Here is a 13767-nt window from a genome sequence, read left to right as displayed (position 1 = left end):
GATTCCACACTCCGGCCTCTCAGCGGATATCCTCCGCCCGACCTCATGGACCTGTAGTAACCGGCCCCTCGGTGGCCATGAACCCGCCAGTCGCGCAGGAGGAATGGTGCTGACCGCGTTCGCTCGGGCTTTCCGTACGCCTGACCTGCGTAAAAAGATCTTCTTCACGTTGTTCATGATCGTGGTGTTCCGGATCGGCTCGATCCTGCCCACGCCCAACGTGAACGTGAAGGTGCTGAAGGAAACCGCCGACGCGGCCAAGAACAGCGGCGGCGCGAGCGGCCAGCTCTACGGGCTCGTCGACCTGTTCAGCGGCGGTGCGCTGCTGAAGCTGTCGGTGTTCGCGCTGGGCATCATGCCGTACATCACGGCGAGCATCATCTTGCAGCTGCTGACGGTGGTGATCCCGCGCCTGGAGGCCTTGAAGAAGGAGGGCCAGGCCGGCACCACCAAGATCACCCAGTACACCCGTTACCTGACGGTCGGGCTGGCGATCCTGCAGGCGACCGGCATCGTGGCGATGGCGAGCACCGGTCAGCTGTTCCAGGGCGTGTCCGGTGGCGAAGACATCCTGTACAAGACGGGCATCTTCCCGATCATCGTGATGGTGATCTGCATGGTGGCGGGCACGACCGTCATCATGTGGCTGGGCGAGCTGGTCACCGACCGCGGCATCGGCAACGGCATGTCGATCCTGATCTTCACCCAGGTGGTGGCGGTCTTCCCGGCCCAGTTCTGGAGCATCTACAAGGCCAAGAACGGCTTCGTCTTCGCGGTCGTGATCCTCGTCGGCCTGGCGATCATGGCCGGCGTCGTGTTCGTCGAGCAGGCGCAGCGGCGCATCCCCGTCCAGTACGCGAAGCGGATGGTGGGCCGGCGCATGTACGGCGGGACGTCGACCTACATCCCGCTGAAGGTGAACCAGGCCGGCATCATCCCGATCATCTTCGCGTCGTCGCTGCTCTACCTGCCGGTGCTGGCGACCCAGCTGTGGCCCAACACGAAGTGGCTGCAGAAGGTCCAGCCGTACCTCCAGCAGGACAATGCCTGGCACATGGGCGTCTTCTTCGTCTTCATCATCTTCTTCACGTACTTCTATGTGGCGATCACGTTCAACCCCACTGAAGTCGCCGACAACATGAAGAAGTATGGTGGATTCATCCCAGGTATCCGTCCTGGCCGGCCGACCGCCGAATACCTCGACTTCGTGCTGACCCGGATCACCACACCCGGTGCGCTCTACCTGGGGCTCGTGTCCCTCGTCCCGATGGTCGCCTTCGCACTCATGCAGGCGAGCCAGGACTTCCCGTTCGGCGGCACGAGCATTCTCATCGTCGTCGGCGTCGGACTGGATACCGTGAAGCAGATCGAGAGTCAGCTCCAGCAGCGCAACTACGAGGGCTTCCTCCAGTAGTGCGCATCGTCCTGGTGGGCCCCCCGGGAGCGGGCAAGGGGACGCAGGCCCAGTTCATCGCATCTCATCTGTCGGTCCCGAAGATATCGACAGGTGACATCTTCCGCGCGAACGTGAGCGGCGGCACCGAGCTCGGCCGCAAGGCCAAGCAGTACATGGACCGCGGCGACCTCGTCCCCGACGAGGTCACGATCGCGATGGTCCGCGACCGGATCGGCGAGGACGACGCCCGCGACGGGTTCCTGCTGGACGGGTTCCCGCGCAACGTCCCCCAGGCGGAGACGCTGAAGAAGATCCTCGCCGAGTGGGACAACCGCCTCGACATCGTGCTGGAGCTGGTCGTCGACGAGGACGAGGTCGTCCGGCGGCTGTCGGGCCGGCGCACCTGCGACAGGTGCGGGCGGATCTGGCACGTCGACTTCGACGACAAGCAGGACGACGTCTGCGACGACTGCGGCGGTCACCTCTTCCAGCGCGACGACGACAAGGAAGAGGTCGTCATGCACCGTCTGGAGGTCTACAAGCACGACACGGCCCCGCTGGTGCAGTTCTATGCCGACGAGAACATCCTCGTCGGCATCGACGCGACGGGCCCGGTCGAAGAGGTCACCAAGCGCGCCCTGACCGCGCTGCGCCCGCTGGAGAAGTGAGCAGGCCCGATGTTCAAACGGCGTAGGCTCGGGATCCAGGTGAAGACCGCGGAGCAGATCGAGCTGATGCGCGCGGCGGGGCTGCTCGTCGGCCGGACGCTGGAACTGCTGCGCGAGGCCGTCAAACCGGGGATCACCACCCTGGAGCTGGACACGCTCGCCGAGCGGCACATCCGCGACAACGGCGGCGTCCCGTCGTTCAAGGGCTACCACGGCTTCACCGGGACGATCTGCGCGTCCGTCAACGAGGAGATCGTGCACGGCATCCCGCGGGCCGGGAAGGTGCTGCGGGACGGCGACGTCATCTCCATCGACTGCGGCGCGATCGTGGCGGGCTGGCACGGCGACGCGGCCGTCACGGTCCCCGTCGGGGAGATCACCGACGAGGAGCGGCGGCTGCTGGAGGTCACCGAGGCGTCCCTGTGGCGCGGTCTCGCGGCCGGGACGGCCGGCGCCCGCCTCACGGACATGTCGCACGCGATCGAGGCTCACATCCGCTCTCAGGGCACCTACGGCATCGTCGAGGGCTACGGCGGGCACGGCATCGGGACCGAGATGCACATGGACCCGCTGATCCCGAACCACGGGGCTCCCGGGCACGGGCCCGTCCTGGAGCCGGGGATGTGCTTCGCGGTGGAGCCCATGGTGAACCTCGGCACGAAGGACACCCTCGAACTGGACGACGGCTGGACGGTCGTGACGACCGACGGGCGGACCTCGGCGCATTTCGAGCACACGTTCGCGGTCACCGCGGACGGCCCCCGCGTCCTGACGGCGATCGACGAGGGCCGGGAATGGTTCGCGAAGCTCGCGTCGCCACCGCAGAATGGGAGTGACAGCTCGTCCTGAGGAGCGGAGGAACGATGGCGCCGAACCCTGACATCCGGGCGTCGGACGCCGACCGCGACCGGGTGGCCGCGAGCCTGCGGGAGCACTGCGCCGAGGGCCGGATCACGATGGACGAGCTGGACGAGCGGCTCGAATCGGTGTACGGGGCGAAGACGCTCGGGCAGCTCCAGGAGATCACCTCCGACCTGCCGGAGGAGGACCTCTACCAGCTGCCCGTCCCGGCGTCGCAGGCCAAGAGCACCGCTTCCCCCGCCAAGCCCATGCCCGGCGACCTCGAACCGCAGCGGATGCGGGCGATGTGGGGTGCCTGGGCGACGGTCAGCATGATCAACTTCACCGTCTGGCTGATCATCCTGGTCACGTCTGGCGCGGTGTACCCGTGGTGGGTCTGGGTGGCGGGCCCGTGGGGCGCGATCCTGCTGATGCGCACGGTCTTCGGCGGCCGGCCGGGCCGCGGCTGACCGCTCACCGGCGGGGGGCGGACCGCGGTCGGCTCACTCCACGTCCATCAGCGGGCGGTAGTTCCCGGTCGGCGCGAAGTGGGTGGTGGCGGTGCCGTCCTCCTCGACGAGGTGGAGGGCGAACCCGGCGGGCTCTCCGGTGACGGCGGCGCGTCCCCGCTTGGTGAGGTCGAGGAACAACTGCCGGTAGGTGCTCGGGCAGGTGGTGCTGACCGTCCCCGCCAGCGACCCGACCGACGCCCGGTGGACGTGCCCGGAGATGATCCGCACGACCTGCGGATGCCGTGAGATCACCGACGCGAACCCGGCGGGGTCGACGAACCGCATGTCGTCGATGAACCGCATGCCGATGGGGTAGGGCGGGTGATGCGTCGCGATGATCGTGGGAGTGCCGGGCGCCGCGCCGAGCGTCGCGTCCAGCCAGGCGAGCCGCTCCTCGCTCATGTGCCCGTGCGAGTGACCGTCCACGGTGGTGTCGCAGCAGACGAGACGGACGCCGGCCACGTCGACGGCGTACTGCAATGGCGCCCCCGGTCCGGTCCCGGTGGCCGCGACCGCCGGATGGTCGGCGAACACCTTCCGCATCTCGTCGCGGTCGTCGTGGTTGCCGCACATGGGGTGGACGGCCATCGGCAGCGGCGACAGCAGCGCGTGCAGCCGGGCGTACTCGGAGGGGCGCCCGCCGTCGGCGAGGTCGCCGGTGAGGACGACGGCGTCGGGTCGCGCGGGCAGCGACAGCAGGCTCGACACGGCGGCGCGCAGGGCGCGGACCGGCCCGGAGCCGTCGTCCACCTCGCCGTCCCGTCCGGCCGCCAGGTGGATGTCGCTCAGCTGCGCGATGATCGCCATCGATCCCCTCCCCCTTGCCCAAGCACATCACGGACCCACGCTCAGGGCACCCCCCAGGCCCGGCATCTGGACGATCTTCGCCTCCTCCGCCCGCACTGTCGACTTCACCCCATAAAAGACGACATTACGGGCGCATTGCCCATGCTTTCGGGTCGCGCCGTCCGGCCGGCGAGGCGTTCCTCAGGCGACCTGGATGACCAGCGACAGGGCCGAGGTGACCTCTTCCGGGGCGGGGGCCACGTCCGGGACGACGTCGCGAAGGGCGAGCCAGCCGTTGATGGCCTGGACGGTCGGCTTGGCCTCGACCAGCTGCGGGTCGTGGAGGTCGTACCAGGCGGCGACCTTGGACCAGCGCCACAGCCGGTGTCCGGCGGTGGACATCTCCGAGGACGGGAAGCCGGTCGCGCCGCGGGCCCCTGTGATCGCGTGCCGGACGGAGTCGAGGGAGCGCCCGACGCGTTCGGCGATGTCGCGGATCGTCAGCAGCGGGTCGGCCTCCACCTGCAGGACGTGCAGGCCGGGCGCGCTCTCCTCGACATGGCGGACCACCTCCATGATCGCCACGGCGAGGGTGGGGCCCGGCCAGGAGCAGGAGGCGTTGCCGGGGCGCTCGGCGTGCTCCGGCTCGCTGATGATCGACACCGTGACCGCGCCGTGCGTGCGGTCGAACAGCGGATCCAGCTCGTCCTCGTAGAGGGGACGGCTGAGGATCAGCGCGAAGTCATAGCTCGGCATGCTGATCCTCCTCGGACGTCTCTCTCCTGGAAAGGTACAACGCGCACGCGATGTATGCTTAGCTCGGGAGGAGTCTCCGGACCCGTATCATGCGTTGATTTCGCATTGGACGGCCGGTTGACGTAGACTCCTTTGTCGGTCCGTTGACGGCCGCCCGATTCCCCTTCATGACGCTTCCGCGTCGCGTGCGGGTTGCGGCCGATTCTCCCCTGGAGAGCCGGGCCGCGTCCAATGAGCCGACCAGCGAAGCGCGGAGGACATGCCCAAGAAAGAAGGGGCCATCGAGATCGAGGGCACCGTGATCGAGTCGCTGCCCAACGCCATGTTCCGGGTGGAGCTCGACAACGGGCACAAGGTGCTCGCCCACATCAGCGGCAAGATGCGGATGCACTACATCCGGATCCTGCCGGACGACCGCGTCGTTGTGGAGTTGAGCCCCTACGACCTCACGCGCGGTCGGATCGTCTACCGCTACAAGTAAACCCAATCCCACTGGGGTTGCCTTCCCCGTGCGTGGCGGCGCGGGGGTGACCCTGATCCCTAGGAGACCCAGTGAAGGTCAAGCCGAGCGTCAAGAAGATCTGCAACAAGTGCCGCGTCATCCGCCGGCACGGCCGGGTCATGGTGATCTGCTCCGACCCGCGCCACAAGCAGCGTCAGGGCTGACGCTCACAACCGAGCAAACGCATCGCAGCCTTCACACAGGTCGCCGTACGGGTTTCGGTCCACTGGATCGGGCCGTACGGCACCGTCGTGTGGAGGAGTACCCCCGGACCTTCGGAGGCCGGGGCCGCCACCCGGGCAGGGTGTGTGCGGAGGCGGTGCGTCCATACCTCCGGACGAATGAAGGGAACTGCCCACGATGGCACGCCTCCTCGGCGTCGACCTCCCGCGCGACAAGCGCCTCGAGGTCGCTCTCACCTACATCTTCGGCATCGGCCGGACGCGCGCGCTGGAGACCCTCGCGGGCACCGGCGTCAGCGGCGACCTGCGGGTGCACCAGCTCGGCGACGACGAGCTGGTGCAGCTCCGCGACTGGATCGAGGCGAACTACAAGATCGAGGGTGATCTTCGCCGCGAGGTCCAGGCGGACATCCGCCGCAAGATCGAGATCGGGTGCTACCAGGGCATCCGGCACCGCCGCGGGCTTCCGGTGCACGGTCAGCGCACGCAGACCAACGCGCGCACCCGCAAGGGCAAGAAGAAGACCGTGGCCGGCAAGAAGAAGGCCGGCAAGAAGTAGTCCGGAGTCGGTCCTCCGGATCGATGACCTCAAGAGTAGAGAGAGCACATGCCTCCTAAGAGCCGTGTCGGCGCCAAGAAGGTGCGCCGCAAGGAAAAGAAGAACGTCGCTCACGGGCACGCCCACATCAAGAGCACGTTCAACAACACGATCGTTTCGATCACCGACCCCAACGGCAACGTGATCTCCTGGGCCTCCTCGGGCCACGTCGGCTTCAAGGGCTCGCGCAAGTCGACCCCGTTCGCCGCGCAGCAGGCCGCCGAGGCGGCCGCCCGCCGCGCGATGGAGCACGGCATGCGCAAGGTCGACGTCTTCGTGAAGGGCCCGGGCTCGGGCCGCGAGACCGCCATCCGGTCGCTGCAGGCGACCGGCCTCGAGGTGGGCTCGATCCAGGACGTCACGCCCGTTCCGCACAACGGCTGCCGCCCGCCGAAGCGTCGCCGGGTCTGAGGCAGGGGAGATCTAGAACAATGGCTCGTTACACCGGTGCGGACTGCAAGCTCTGCCGCCGCGAGAAGATGAAGCTGTTCCTCAAGGGCAGCAAGTGCGAGGGCCCGAAGTGCCCGATCGAGATCCGGCCCTACCCGCCGGGTGAGCACGGTCGCGGCCGGCCCAAGGAGACCGAGTACCTGCTGCAGCTTCGTGAGAAGCAGAAGGCACGGCGCATCTACGGCGTGCTGGAGCGGCAGTTCCACAACTACTACGTCGAGGCGAACCGCCAGCAGGGCAAGACGGGCGACAACCTGCTCACGCTGCTGGAGCGCCGGCTCGACAACGTCGTCTACCGGGGCGGCTTCGCCAAGTCCCGCGACATGGCCCGCCAGCTCATCCGGCACGGCCACATCCGGGTCAACGGCAGGAAGGTCAACATCCCGTCGGCCCTCGTGACCGAGGCCGACATCATCGACGTCAAGCCCAAGTCGACGGAGATGACGCCGTTCCAGGTCGCCAAGGCCGAGGTCGGCGAGCGTCAGGTCCCGGCCTGGCTCGGGGTGGACGGCGAGAAGATGCGGATCCTCGTGCACTCGCTGCCCGTCCGGCAGCAGATCGATGCTCCCGTCCAGGAGCAGCTGATCGTCGAGCTCTACTCCAAGTAGGGGCTCACGTCGTTTCGCCGGGGTCCCCGAGTGGGATCCCGGCGGAACGGGGAACATTCACGAACGCGGTAGTCAAATAGCGGGCACCGCGGAAAGAAGGCATCACCATGCTCATCGCTCAGCGTCCGACTCTCACCGAAGAGCAGGTCGACGAGTACCGGTCCCGGTTCACCATCGAGCCGCTGGAGCCGGGCTTCGGCTACACGATCGGCAACTCGCTGCGTCGTACCCTGCTCTCCTCGATCCCCGGTGCGGCCGTCACCAGCATCCGCATCGAGGGCGTCCTGCACGAGTTCTCCACCGTGCCCGGGGTCAAGGAAGACGTCACCGACATCATCCTGAACCTCAAGGAGCTCGTCGTCTCGTCCGAGCACGACGAGCCCGTGGTCATGTACCTGCGCAAGCAGGGCCCGGGCGAGGTGACCGCGGCCGACATCGCGCCGCCGGCGGGCGTCGAGGTCCACAACCCCGACCTGCACATCGCCACCCTGAACAACAAGGCCAAGCTGGAGATGGAGCTGACGGTCGAGCGCGGCCGCGGCTACGTCTCCGCCGCGCAGAACAAGCAGCCGGGCCAGGAGATCGGCCGGATCCCGATCGACTCCATCTACTCGCCCGTGCTCAAGGTCACCTACAAGGTCGAGGCCACCCGAGTCGAGCAGCGCACCGACTTCGACCGTCTCATCCTGGACGTGGAGACCAAGCAGGCGATGCTGCCGCGCGACGCGGTCGCCTCCGCGGGCAAGACCCTCGTCGAGCTGTTCGGGCTGGCCCGGGAGCTCAACGTCGAGGCCGAGGGCATCGACATGGGCCCGTCCCCGACGGACGCCGCGCTCGCCGCGGACCTGGCCCTGCCGATCGAGGAGCTGAACCTCACCGTCCGCTCCTACAACTGCCTGAAGCGCGAGGGCATCCACTCCGTGGGCGAGCTCGTCGCCCGCAGCGAGCAGGACCTGCTCGACATCCGCAACTTCGGCGCCAAGTCGATCGAAGAGGTCAAGCAGAAGCTCAACGACATGGGCCTGTCGCTGAAGGACTCCCCGCCCGGGTTCGACCCGAGCGCGGCGGCCGACAACTACGGCGACGACGACCAGGGCTACGCCGAGACCGAGCAGTACTAGAAACCCGATTCCGGCGGCCGGGGGCACCGTTCCCCGGCCGTCCGGAACCAGCTGACACCGGTACCTGATACGGCCGGTGCAGGAAGGAAAGAGTCATGCCCCAGCCCACCAAGGGCGCCCGCCTCGGCGGCAGCGCTGCGCACCAGAAGCTGATCCTGGCGAACCTGGCCACGTCGCTGTTCGAGCACGGCCGCATCACCACCACCGAGGCCAAGGCCCGGCGGGTGCGTCCGCTGGCGGAGAAGCTGATCACCAAGGCGAAGAAGGGCGACCTGCACAACCGCCGCCTGGTGGCCAGGACGATCCGCGACAAGAGCGTTCTGCACGAACTCTTCACCGAGATCGCGCCGCGCTTCGAGAACCGTCCCGGCGGCTACACCCGCATCACCAAGATCGGGCCGCGCAAGGGCGACAACGCCCCGATGGCCGTGATCGAGCTGGTGCAGGAGCAGCTGGCCGCCTCCACCGCCAAGGCCGCCCCGGAGCCGAAGGTCGCCGAGGAGGACCTGCCCGCCGAGGGCGAGGTCACCCTCAGCAAGGCCGACGCCGACGAGCCCGAGGCCGCCGAGGCGAAGGACGAGGCCGCGGACGCCGAGGACGAGGGCGGCAAGAAGTAGTTCACCGCGTGACCTAGGCGAGCGTTTGCTCGACATTCGTGAGGGCCCGCCGTTTCGATCGAGACGGCGGGCCCGAACTTTGCCAGACTTGATTCCATGGTCAGGTCAGGCGGGCGACGATTCAGCGGGGAGCGTGTCAGGGGAGTGCCCGATGAGCGCGGGACATCGGGGGGAACGGACGCACGGTGCAGAGGGACGATACGGCTGACATGACCGCTCTGGTACGACTCCGGCTCGACATCGGATACGACGGGTCGGACTTCGCGGGCTGGGCGAGACAGCCGAACCAGCGGACCGTCCAGGGCGTCATCGAGGACGCGCTGGCACGCATGCTGCGCCTGGACCCGCCCCCCATGCTCACCGTCGCCGGCCGTACCGACGCCGGCGTGCACGCCCGCGGGCAGGTCGCCCACCTGGTGGTGCCCGTCGCCGCCTACTCGGCGATCAACGGGACGATGCCGCGCCGCCTCGCCGGGCTGCTGCCGCCGGACGTCCGGGTGTGGCGCGTCTCGGTCGCGCCGGAGGGGTTCGACGCGCGGTTCTCCGCGCTGTCCCGCCGCTACGTGTACCGGGTGTGCGACAACCCGGTCGGGGTGGAGCCGCTGCGCCGCCATGACGTGCTGTGGCATCCTCGCCCGCTGAACCTGGACCGGATGAACGACGCCGCGCGGAGGCTGGTGGGGGAGAACGACTTCGCCGCGTACTGCCGGAAACGGGAGGGCGCGACGACGATCCGGGAACTGCTGCGCTACGAGTGGGCTCGCGACGACCGCGATCCGCACCTGGCCTTCGCGACCGTGGAGGCCGACGCCTTCTGCCATTCGATGGTCAGGGCGCTCGTCGGCGCCCTGCTGATGGTCGGGGACGGGCGGCGCGAGGTGGAGTGGCCCGCCGAGGTGCTCGCCGCCCGCGTCCGCGACTCGGGCGTGAACGTCGCGCCCGCGCACGGCCTGTCGCTGGAGGAGATCCGCTACCCCGGCGACGACAGCCTGGCCAGGCGCGCACAGGAGACCCGCCGCGTCCGCACGCTGAACGCCACCGCCGCGGCCGCCGCGGAGCAGCCGGCCCCGTCCGGCGGCGCGGCGCCTCAGCAGGGCACGTGAGGGTTCAGCCCCGGGCGCGCGCCACGATCGGGCGCAGGTCGTAGTCGAGGAACAGCTGGGCCGCCTTCTTGGTCACCGGGTCGCCGGGCTTGGCCCTCCTGCCGTTCGCCCACTGCACGTAGGCGTAGGCCACGTACCTGCCGCGGACGGTCGCCGCCGCGTAGCCGCCGGCCCGGTCGATGTCCGGTGAGCGTTTGCCCGCCATGCCGCGGAACCACTCGTACTGGGCGGGGTCGCCCGCCTTGCTCACGGCGATCGCCGCCGCCTTGGTCGGCATCACGGCGATCCCGGACGTGACGGCGAGCTTGCTCTCCGGGTCGATGTAGGTGGCGCGGACGATCTTGCGGCATTTCTCGCGCTGGAGGGCGGTGAGCATGGAGCCGCGGGCCGCGTACGCGACGTCGCGGTTGAGGGACCAGCGGTCCCGGGTGTAGGTGCGCCCGCCGAGCTGAAGGGTCGCGGCGGGGAAAACGTCGTGGAACCCCAGGTCGGCGGGGTCGGACTTCTCGTTGTTGATGTCCACGGGCCTGGACGTCGGGGACGGTGTGGCGGCCGGTGTCGACTGCGACACCGCTGGAGGCTCGGCCGCCTTGCGGTCGCCGGCCTCGTTGCCCGAACCCGTCTCGCCGATGAGGAACAGTGCGGCGGCCGCGGCGAGGACGAGCGCGGCGCCGCCGCCGATCAGCACCACCCTGCTCTTGTTCGCGCCGTGGCCCGGGCCGTCCTGCCGGGGCCGCCCGGGCGGCGGCGGGGTGTCGACCGGGACGCCGCCCTCGGCGTGGTAGATCGGAGTGATGACCGGCGGCTGCCCGTCGACGGCCGTGTCGTCGGGGGCCTGCTCGGTCTGCGGGAACGGGCCGCTGCCGGTGGGCGGTACGACGCCGGGCGGCAGGATCGCGTCCGGGACGAGCACCGGCGCGAGCGTGGAGGCCGCGTCCTCCGCCTGCCTGGCCTTCTCGAACGCCGAAAGCGGGGTGGGAGCGTCCTCCACGGCCTCGGCCGCCACGGGGTCGTCCACGACGGTCTTGTCCGGGGCGTCGCCGGCCGGGTCGTCCTCCTGCGCCGCCTCGTCCGCCGCCGGGATGGGCTGGAAGCCGTCCGGATCGGTGTCGTCGGTCGAGAGCGGGCGCTGGACGATCGGCTCGGCGGGAACGGCCCGGCGGGAGTCGACGCTGGGTACGCCCTTCCCGGCGACCAGGGTCCCGGGCGGGGGGAGGGTGACCACGGGGACGACCTCGCCGGCCTCGCCCTCGGGCTCGGCTTCGAGTTCGGCCTCGGCCTCCGCCAGAAGGTCGGATACGGGTGCGATGGCGTCCGCCTCGTCCTCCATCACGGGCGCGGAGAGGAACTCCGGCTCGCGCGGGGGCTCGTCGGCCGGGCGGGCGGTGCCCGCGGATTCCGCGGCCCACCAGGGGGCCTCCAGGCCGAAGGCGGGGAGCTTGAGGGAGGCGGACTCGGCCGCCGGCGATTCGCCGGTGGCCTCGTCGGTGGTCTCCCGGGCGTCTTCAGGTCCAGACATAAGCAGTGAGGGTATTCATACAGGTCACTTTTGGAGGGGCTTGCCTTCGGTTTCCCTGTAGTGCAAGGCCAGCGACAGGTTGCTGCCCTTGACCATCTGCGTTCCGAAGACCCGGACGGCCGCATGGTACTTGCTGGAAATCTTCTTTCCGTCCGGCCGCTGTACCCACGTCATGATGACGTAGTGGCCGCGCACCTGCGAGGTGCCGAGCGCCTCGCCCTTGCCGTTGGTCTTGGAGACGCCCTTGCCGGGCAGCGCCTGCAGGAACGCGTCCTTGGCGCCCGCGGCCTTGACGGCCTTCTTGGCCGCCGCCTCGTTCTGCAGGTTGAACACGCCGACCGTGCCGATGAGGGAGCCGTTGCTCAGCGCGTAGGTGGCCCGCAGGGCCTGCGTGCAGCGGCCCTTCTTGAGCGCCTTGTCCAGGGAAGCGCCGCCGGCGACGTCGGTGCAGCTCTTCTTCGCGTTGACGGCGGTCCGCACGTACTTCAGGCGTCCCGACTTGAACTTCCCCTTGCCGAAGACCTCCTTGAGCGTCAGCGGCGTGGGGTCGGTGGTGCGGCTCTGCAGCTTCACCGGCGCCAGCACGGGTTCCGTCGGGCTCGGTGTCGGCTTGGGCTGGTTGGACGCCGCCTGGTCCGGTGTCTTCTTCGGCTTGGAGTCGTCCTTCAGCATCGACGACAGCCCGACGCCGCCGCCAATGAGGAGGATCCCGGCGACCGCCGCGCCCCCGATGATCAGCGGGAGGTTGCGGCGCCGTCCGGGCGGTGTCGGCCCGCCGGAGGGCCCGCCGGACGGGCCGGGCGGCACGCCCTCGTAAGAGCCGTAGGCGTCCTCGCCGGGCGCGTTGCCCGGGGCGGGCTCGGCGCCCCACGCCGGTGGCTGCTCGGACCAGGTGGCGGTCTGCTCGCCTGGTCCTCCGGGCCCCCCGCCGGCGAACGCGTCCCTGCCGAACGGCTCCCCGCCCAGTGGTTCCTGACCGAACGCCTCCTGGCCGGGCGGCATCGCACCTGGCCCCTCGTCGCGTGGTGCGAAGGGGGCTTCGTCGTTGTCGTGGCCGTACGGCGGCGCTTCGGCTCCGGGTCCGTACGGCGCGTGCGGCGACTGCCGGGGAGGCCAGTCGCCGGGTCTGCCTTGATCGCCCGGGTAACCCATGCGTTGGACCTTACCGTTCCTCGTTCAGGGCTCTGGACCTTCGAGACACCCACCATGACATGGGGGCGAACCGGACGCCGGTGATTTGCGGAAGGTCATGTCCCCTGGGAGGGACGGGGTCACTTCCAGCCGAAGTCCTGCGTCCACAACGGGCCGCCGGGCCCCGAGGCCATCCCGACGCCGATGGCGCGCAGGCCGCAGTTCAGGATGTTGGCCCGGTGGCCCGGGCTGTTCATCCAGCCCTTCACGACGGCCGAGGCGGTCGGGTAGCCCTTGGCGATGTTCTCCGCGCCGGGGCTGCTGTACCCGGCGTCCTCCATCCGCTTCCACGGGCTGTCGCCGTTGCGGGACGCGTGGTCGAAGTAGTCGTTGGCCGCCATGTCCGCGGAGTGCTTGCGGGCCGCGACGACGAGCCGCTGGTCGATGCGCAGCGCCTTGCACCCGTTCTTGGCACGCTCGGCGTTGGTCAGCGACACGACGGCTGCCTCGGTACTGGTCGATCCGCCGGTGTTGCCCGTGGTGCCGCCCCCGCTCGACGGCGGCTCGTCCGATCCGGACGGACTGCTGGACTTCGACGGCTCGGCCGAGGTGCTCTTTGGCGGGTGGATCGCCTTCAGCGGCGGCGTCGGCTCCTCCGACGGCGGCGCGGGGGCCGCCGTGGGGCCGCTCTTGCCGTCGCCCGTGCCCGTCGGGGCATCCGTGCCGGTCCCCTCCACCGGGTCGCTCTGCGGCCCGGGCGGGATCTCGGCGGACGGGCTCCGCTCCGGTGCGGACGCGGAGGTCTTCTCCGACCGGAGTCCGGGCAGGACGAGCCGGTCGATCGCGACGCCGAAGCCGATAGCGAGGCCGGACGCGGTGACGACGGCCACGATCGCGGTGGCGCTCTTGCCCCGGGACCGCTTGCGTCCCGGCGGGCCGCCGTTCCCGGACGCGCCGCCGGACGTGCGGCGCCGCCGC

17 protein-coding genes are annotated in these 13767 nt (G+C 69.6%); 12 read left to right on the top strand and 5 right to left on the bottom strand.

The features are described from left to right. Positions 1-106: 106 nt before the first annotated feature. From secY to ACQPXG_RS41875, 4 genes are read left to right on the top strand one after another with little or no spacing between them, the layout of a single operon-like run. Positions 107-1414, top strand: coding sequence for a preprotein translocase subunit SecY (gene secY / locus ACQPXG_RS41890; RefSeq protein WP_433470148.1), 1308 nt, complete (start codon positions 107-109; stop codon positions 1412-1414). Next, positions 1414-2064: an adenylate kinase gene (locus ACQPXG_RS41885; protein WP_433464697.1), complete on the top strand. Its 651-nt coding sequence runs from the start codon at positions 1414-1416 to the stop codon at positions 2062-2064. Before secY ends, ACQPXG_RS41885 begins: the two co-directional genes overlap by 1 nt. A 9-nt stretch (positions 2065-2073) precedes the next feature. Beyond that, entirely contained in the window at positions 2074-2913 is an 840-nt protein-coding gene (gene map / locus ACQPXG_RS41880; protein ID WP_433464696.1) for a type I methionyl aminopeptidase, read from the top strand. Positions 2914-2927: 14 nt separating this feature from the next. Then, entirely contained in the window at positions 2928-3374 is a 447-nt protein-coding gene (locus tag ACQPXG_RS41875) for a DUF1707 SHOCT-like domain-containing protein (RefSeq protein WP_433464695.1), read from the top strand. A 33-nt stretch (positions 3375-3407) separates the two neighbouring features. Here the strand turns inward: ACQPXG_RS41875 and ACQPXG_RS41870 are convergent, their stop codons facing one another. Both ACQPXG_RS41870 and ACQPXG_RS41865 read right to left on the bottom strand, forming a co-directional pair. Next, the gene (locus ACQPXG_RS41870) at positions 3408-4223 is read right to left on the bottom strand and encodes a phosphodiesterase (RefSeq protein ID WP_433464694.1); all 816 of its coding nucleotides are present in this window, start codon (positions 4221-4223) and stop codon (positions 3408-3410) included. Positions 4224-4403: 180 nt separating this feature from the next. Beyond that, a complete protein-coding gene (locus ACQPXG_RS41865; RefSeq protein WP_433464693.1) occupies positions 4404-4958 on the bottom strand; it encodes a hypothetical protein in 555 nt (184 codons plus the stop codon). 259 nt (positions 4959-5217) lie between these two features. On the opposite strand from ACQPXG_RS41865, the gene infA reads away from it, so the two are divergent. From infA to truA, 8 genes are all read left to right on the top strand, one after another. Further along, on the top strand, positions 5218-5439 hold the full coding sequence (infA, locus tag ACQPXG_RS41860) for a translation initiation factor IF-1 (RefSeq protein WP_018657567.1): 222 nt from the start codon (positions 5218-5220) through the stop codon (positions 5437-5439). 71 nt (positions 5440-5510) lie between these two features. Continuing rightward, entirely contained in the window at positions 5511-5624 is a 114-nt protein-coding gene (gene rpmJ / locus ACQPXG_RS41855; protein WP_021596712.1) for a 50S ribosomal protein L36, read from the top strand. 196 nt (positions 5625-5820) lie between these two features. Continuing rightward, the gene (gene rpsM, locus ACQPXG_RS41850) at positions 5821-6201 is read left to right on the top strand and encodes a 30S ribosomal protein S13 (protein WP_433464692.1); all 381 of its coding nucleotides are present in this window, start codon (positions 5821-5823) and stop codon (positions 6199-6201) included. A gap of 48 nt (positions 6202-6249) precedes the next feature. Then, complete coding sequence (rpsK, locus tag ACQPXG_RS41845; protein WP_021596710.1) at positions 6250-6651, top strand: 30S ribosomal protein S11; 402 nt, start codon at positions 6250-6252, stop codon at positions 6649-6651. A gap of 20 nt (positions 6652-6671) precedes the next feature. Next, the gene (rpsD, locus tag ACQPXG_RS41840) at positions 6672-7298 is read left to right on the top strand and encodes a 30S ribosomal protein S4 (RefSeq protein WP_433464691.1); all 627 of its coding nucleotides are present in this window, start codon (positions 6672-6674) and stop codon (positions 7296-7298) included. Positions 7299-7405: 107 nt separating this feature from the next. Then, positions 7406-8419, top strand: a complete 1014-nt coding sequence (locus tag ACQPXG_RS41835; protein ID WP_067454600.1) for a DNA-directed RNA polymerase subunit alpha — start codon at positions 7406-7408, stop codon at positions 8417-8419. A gap of 95 nt (positions 8420-8514) precedes the next feature. After that, positions 8515-9036 (top strand): 50S ribosomal protein L17, encoded by a 522-nt coding sequence (gene rplQ, locus ACQPXG_RS41830; protein WP_433464690.1) that lies wholly within the window; start codon positions 8515-8517, stop codon positions 9034-9036. A 209-nt stretch (positions 9037-9245) separates the two neighbouring features. Then, on the top strand, positions 9246-10139 hold the full coding sequence (gene truA, locus ACQPXG_RS41825) for a tRNA pseudouridine(38-40) synthase TruA (RefSeq protein WP_433464689.1): 894 nt from the start codon (positions 9246-9248) through the stop codon (positions 10137-10139). 4 nt (positions 10140-10143) lie between these two features. On the opposite strand, the gene ACQPXG_RS41820 is transcribed toward truA, so the two are convergent. The 3 genes from ACQPXG_RS41820 to ACQPXG_RS41810 all read right to left on the bottom strand — a co-directional run bounded on the left by ACQPXG_RS41820 (position 10144) and on the right by ACQPXG_RS41810 (position 13679). Continuing rightward, a complete protein-coding gene (locus tag ACQPXG_RS41820; RefSeq protein WP_433464688.1) occupies positions 10144-11658 on the bottom strand; it encodes a hypothetical protein in 1515 nt (504 codons plus the stop codon). Positions 11659-11682: 24 nt separating this feature from the next. Continuing rightward, positions 11683-12810, bottom strand: a complete 1128-nt coding sequence (locus ACQPXG_RS41815) for a hypothetical protein (RefSeq protein WP_433464687.1) — start codon at positions 12808-12810, stop codon at positions 11683-11685. Positions 12811-12929: 119 nt separating this feature from the next. Then, complete coding sequence (locus ACQPXG_RS41810; RefSeq protein WP_433464686.1) at positions 12930-13679, bottom strand: CAP domain-containing protein; 750 nt, start codon at positions 13677-13679, stop codon at positions 12930-12932. Positions 13680-13767 lie beyond the last annotated feature (88 nt).

The sequence above is a fragment of the Spirillospora sp. CA-128828 genome (assembly GCF_050945415.1).
Classification (GTDB): Bacteria; Actinomycetota; Actinomycetes; order Streptosporangiales; family Streptosporangiaceae; genus Spirillospora.
This window is presented reverse-complemented; position numbering and strand designations above follow the sequence as displayed.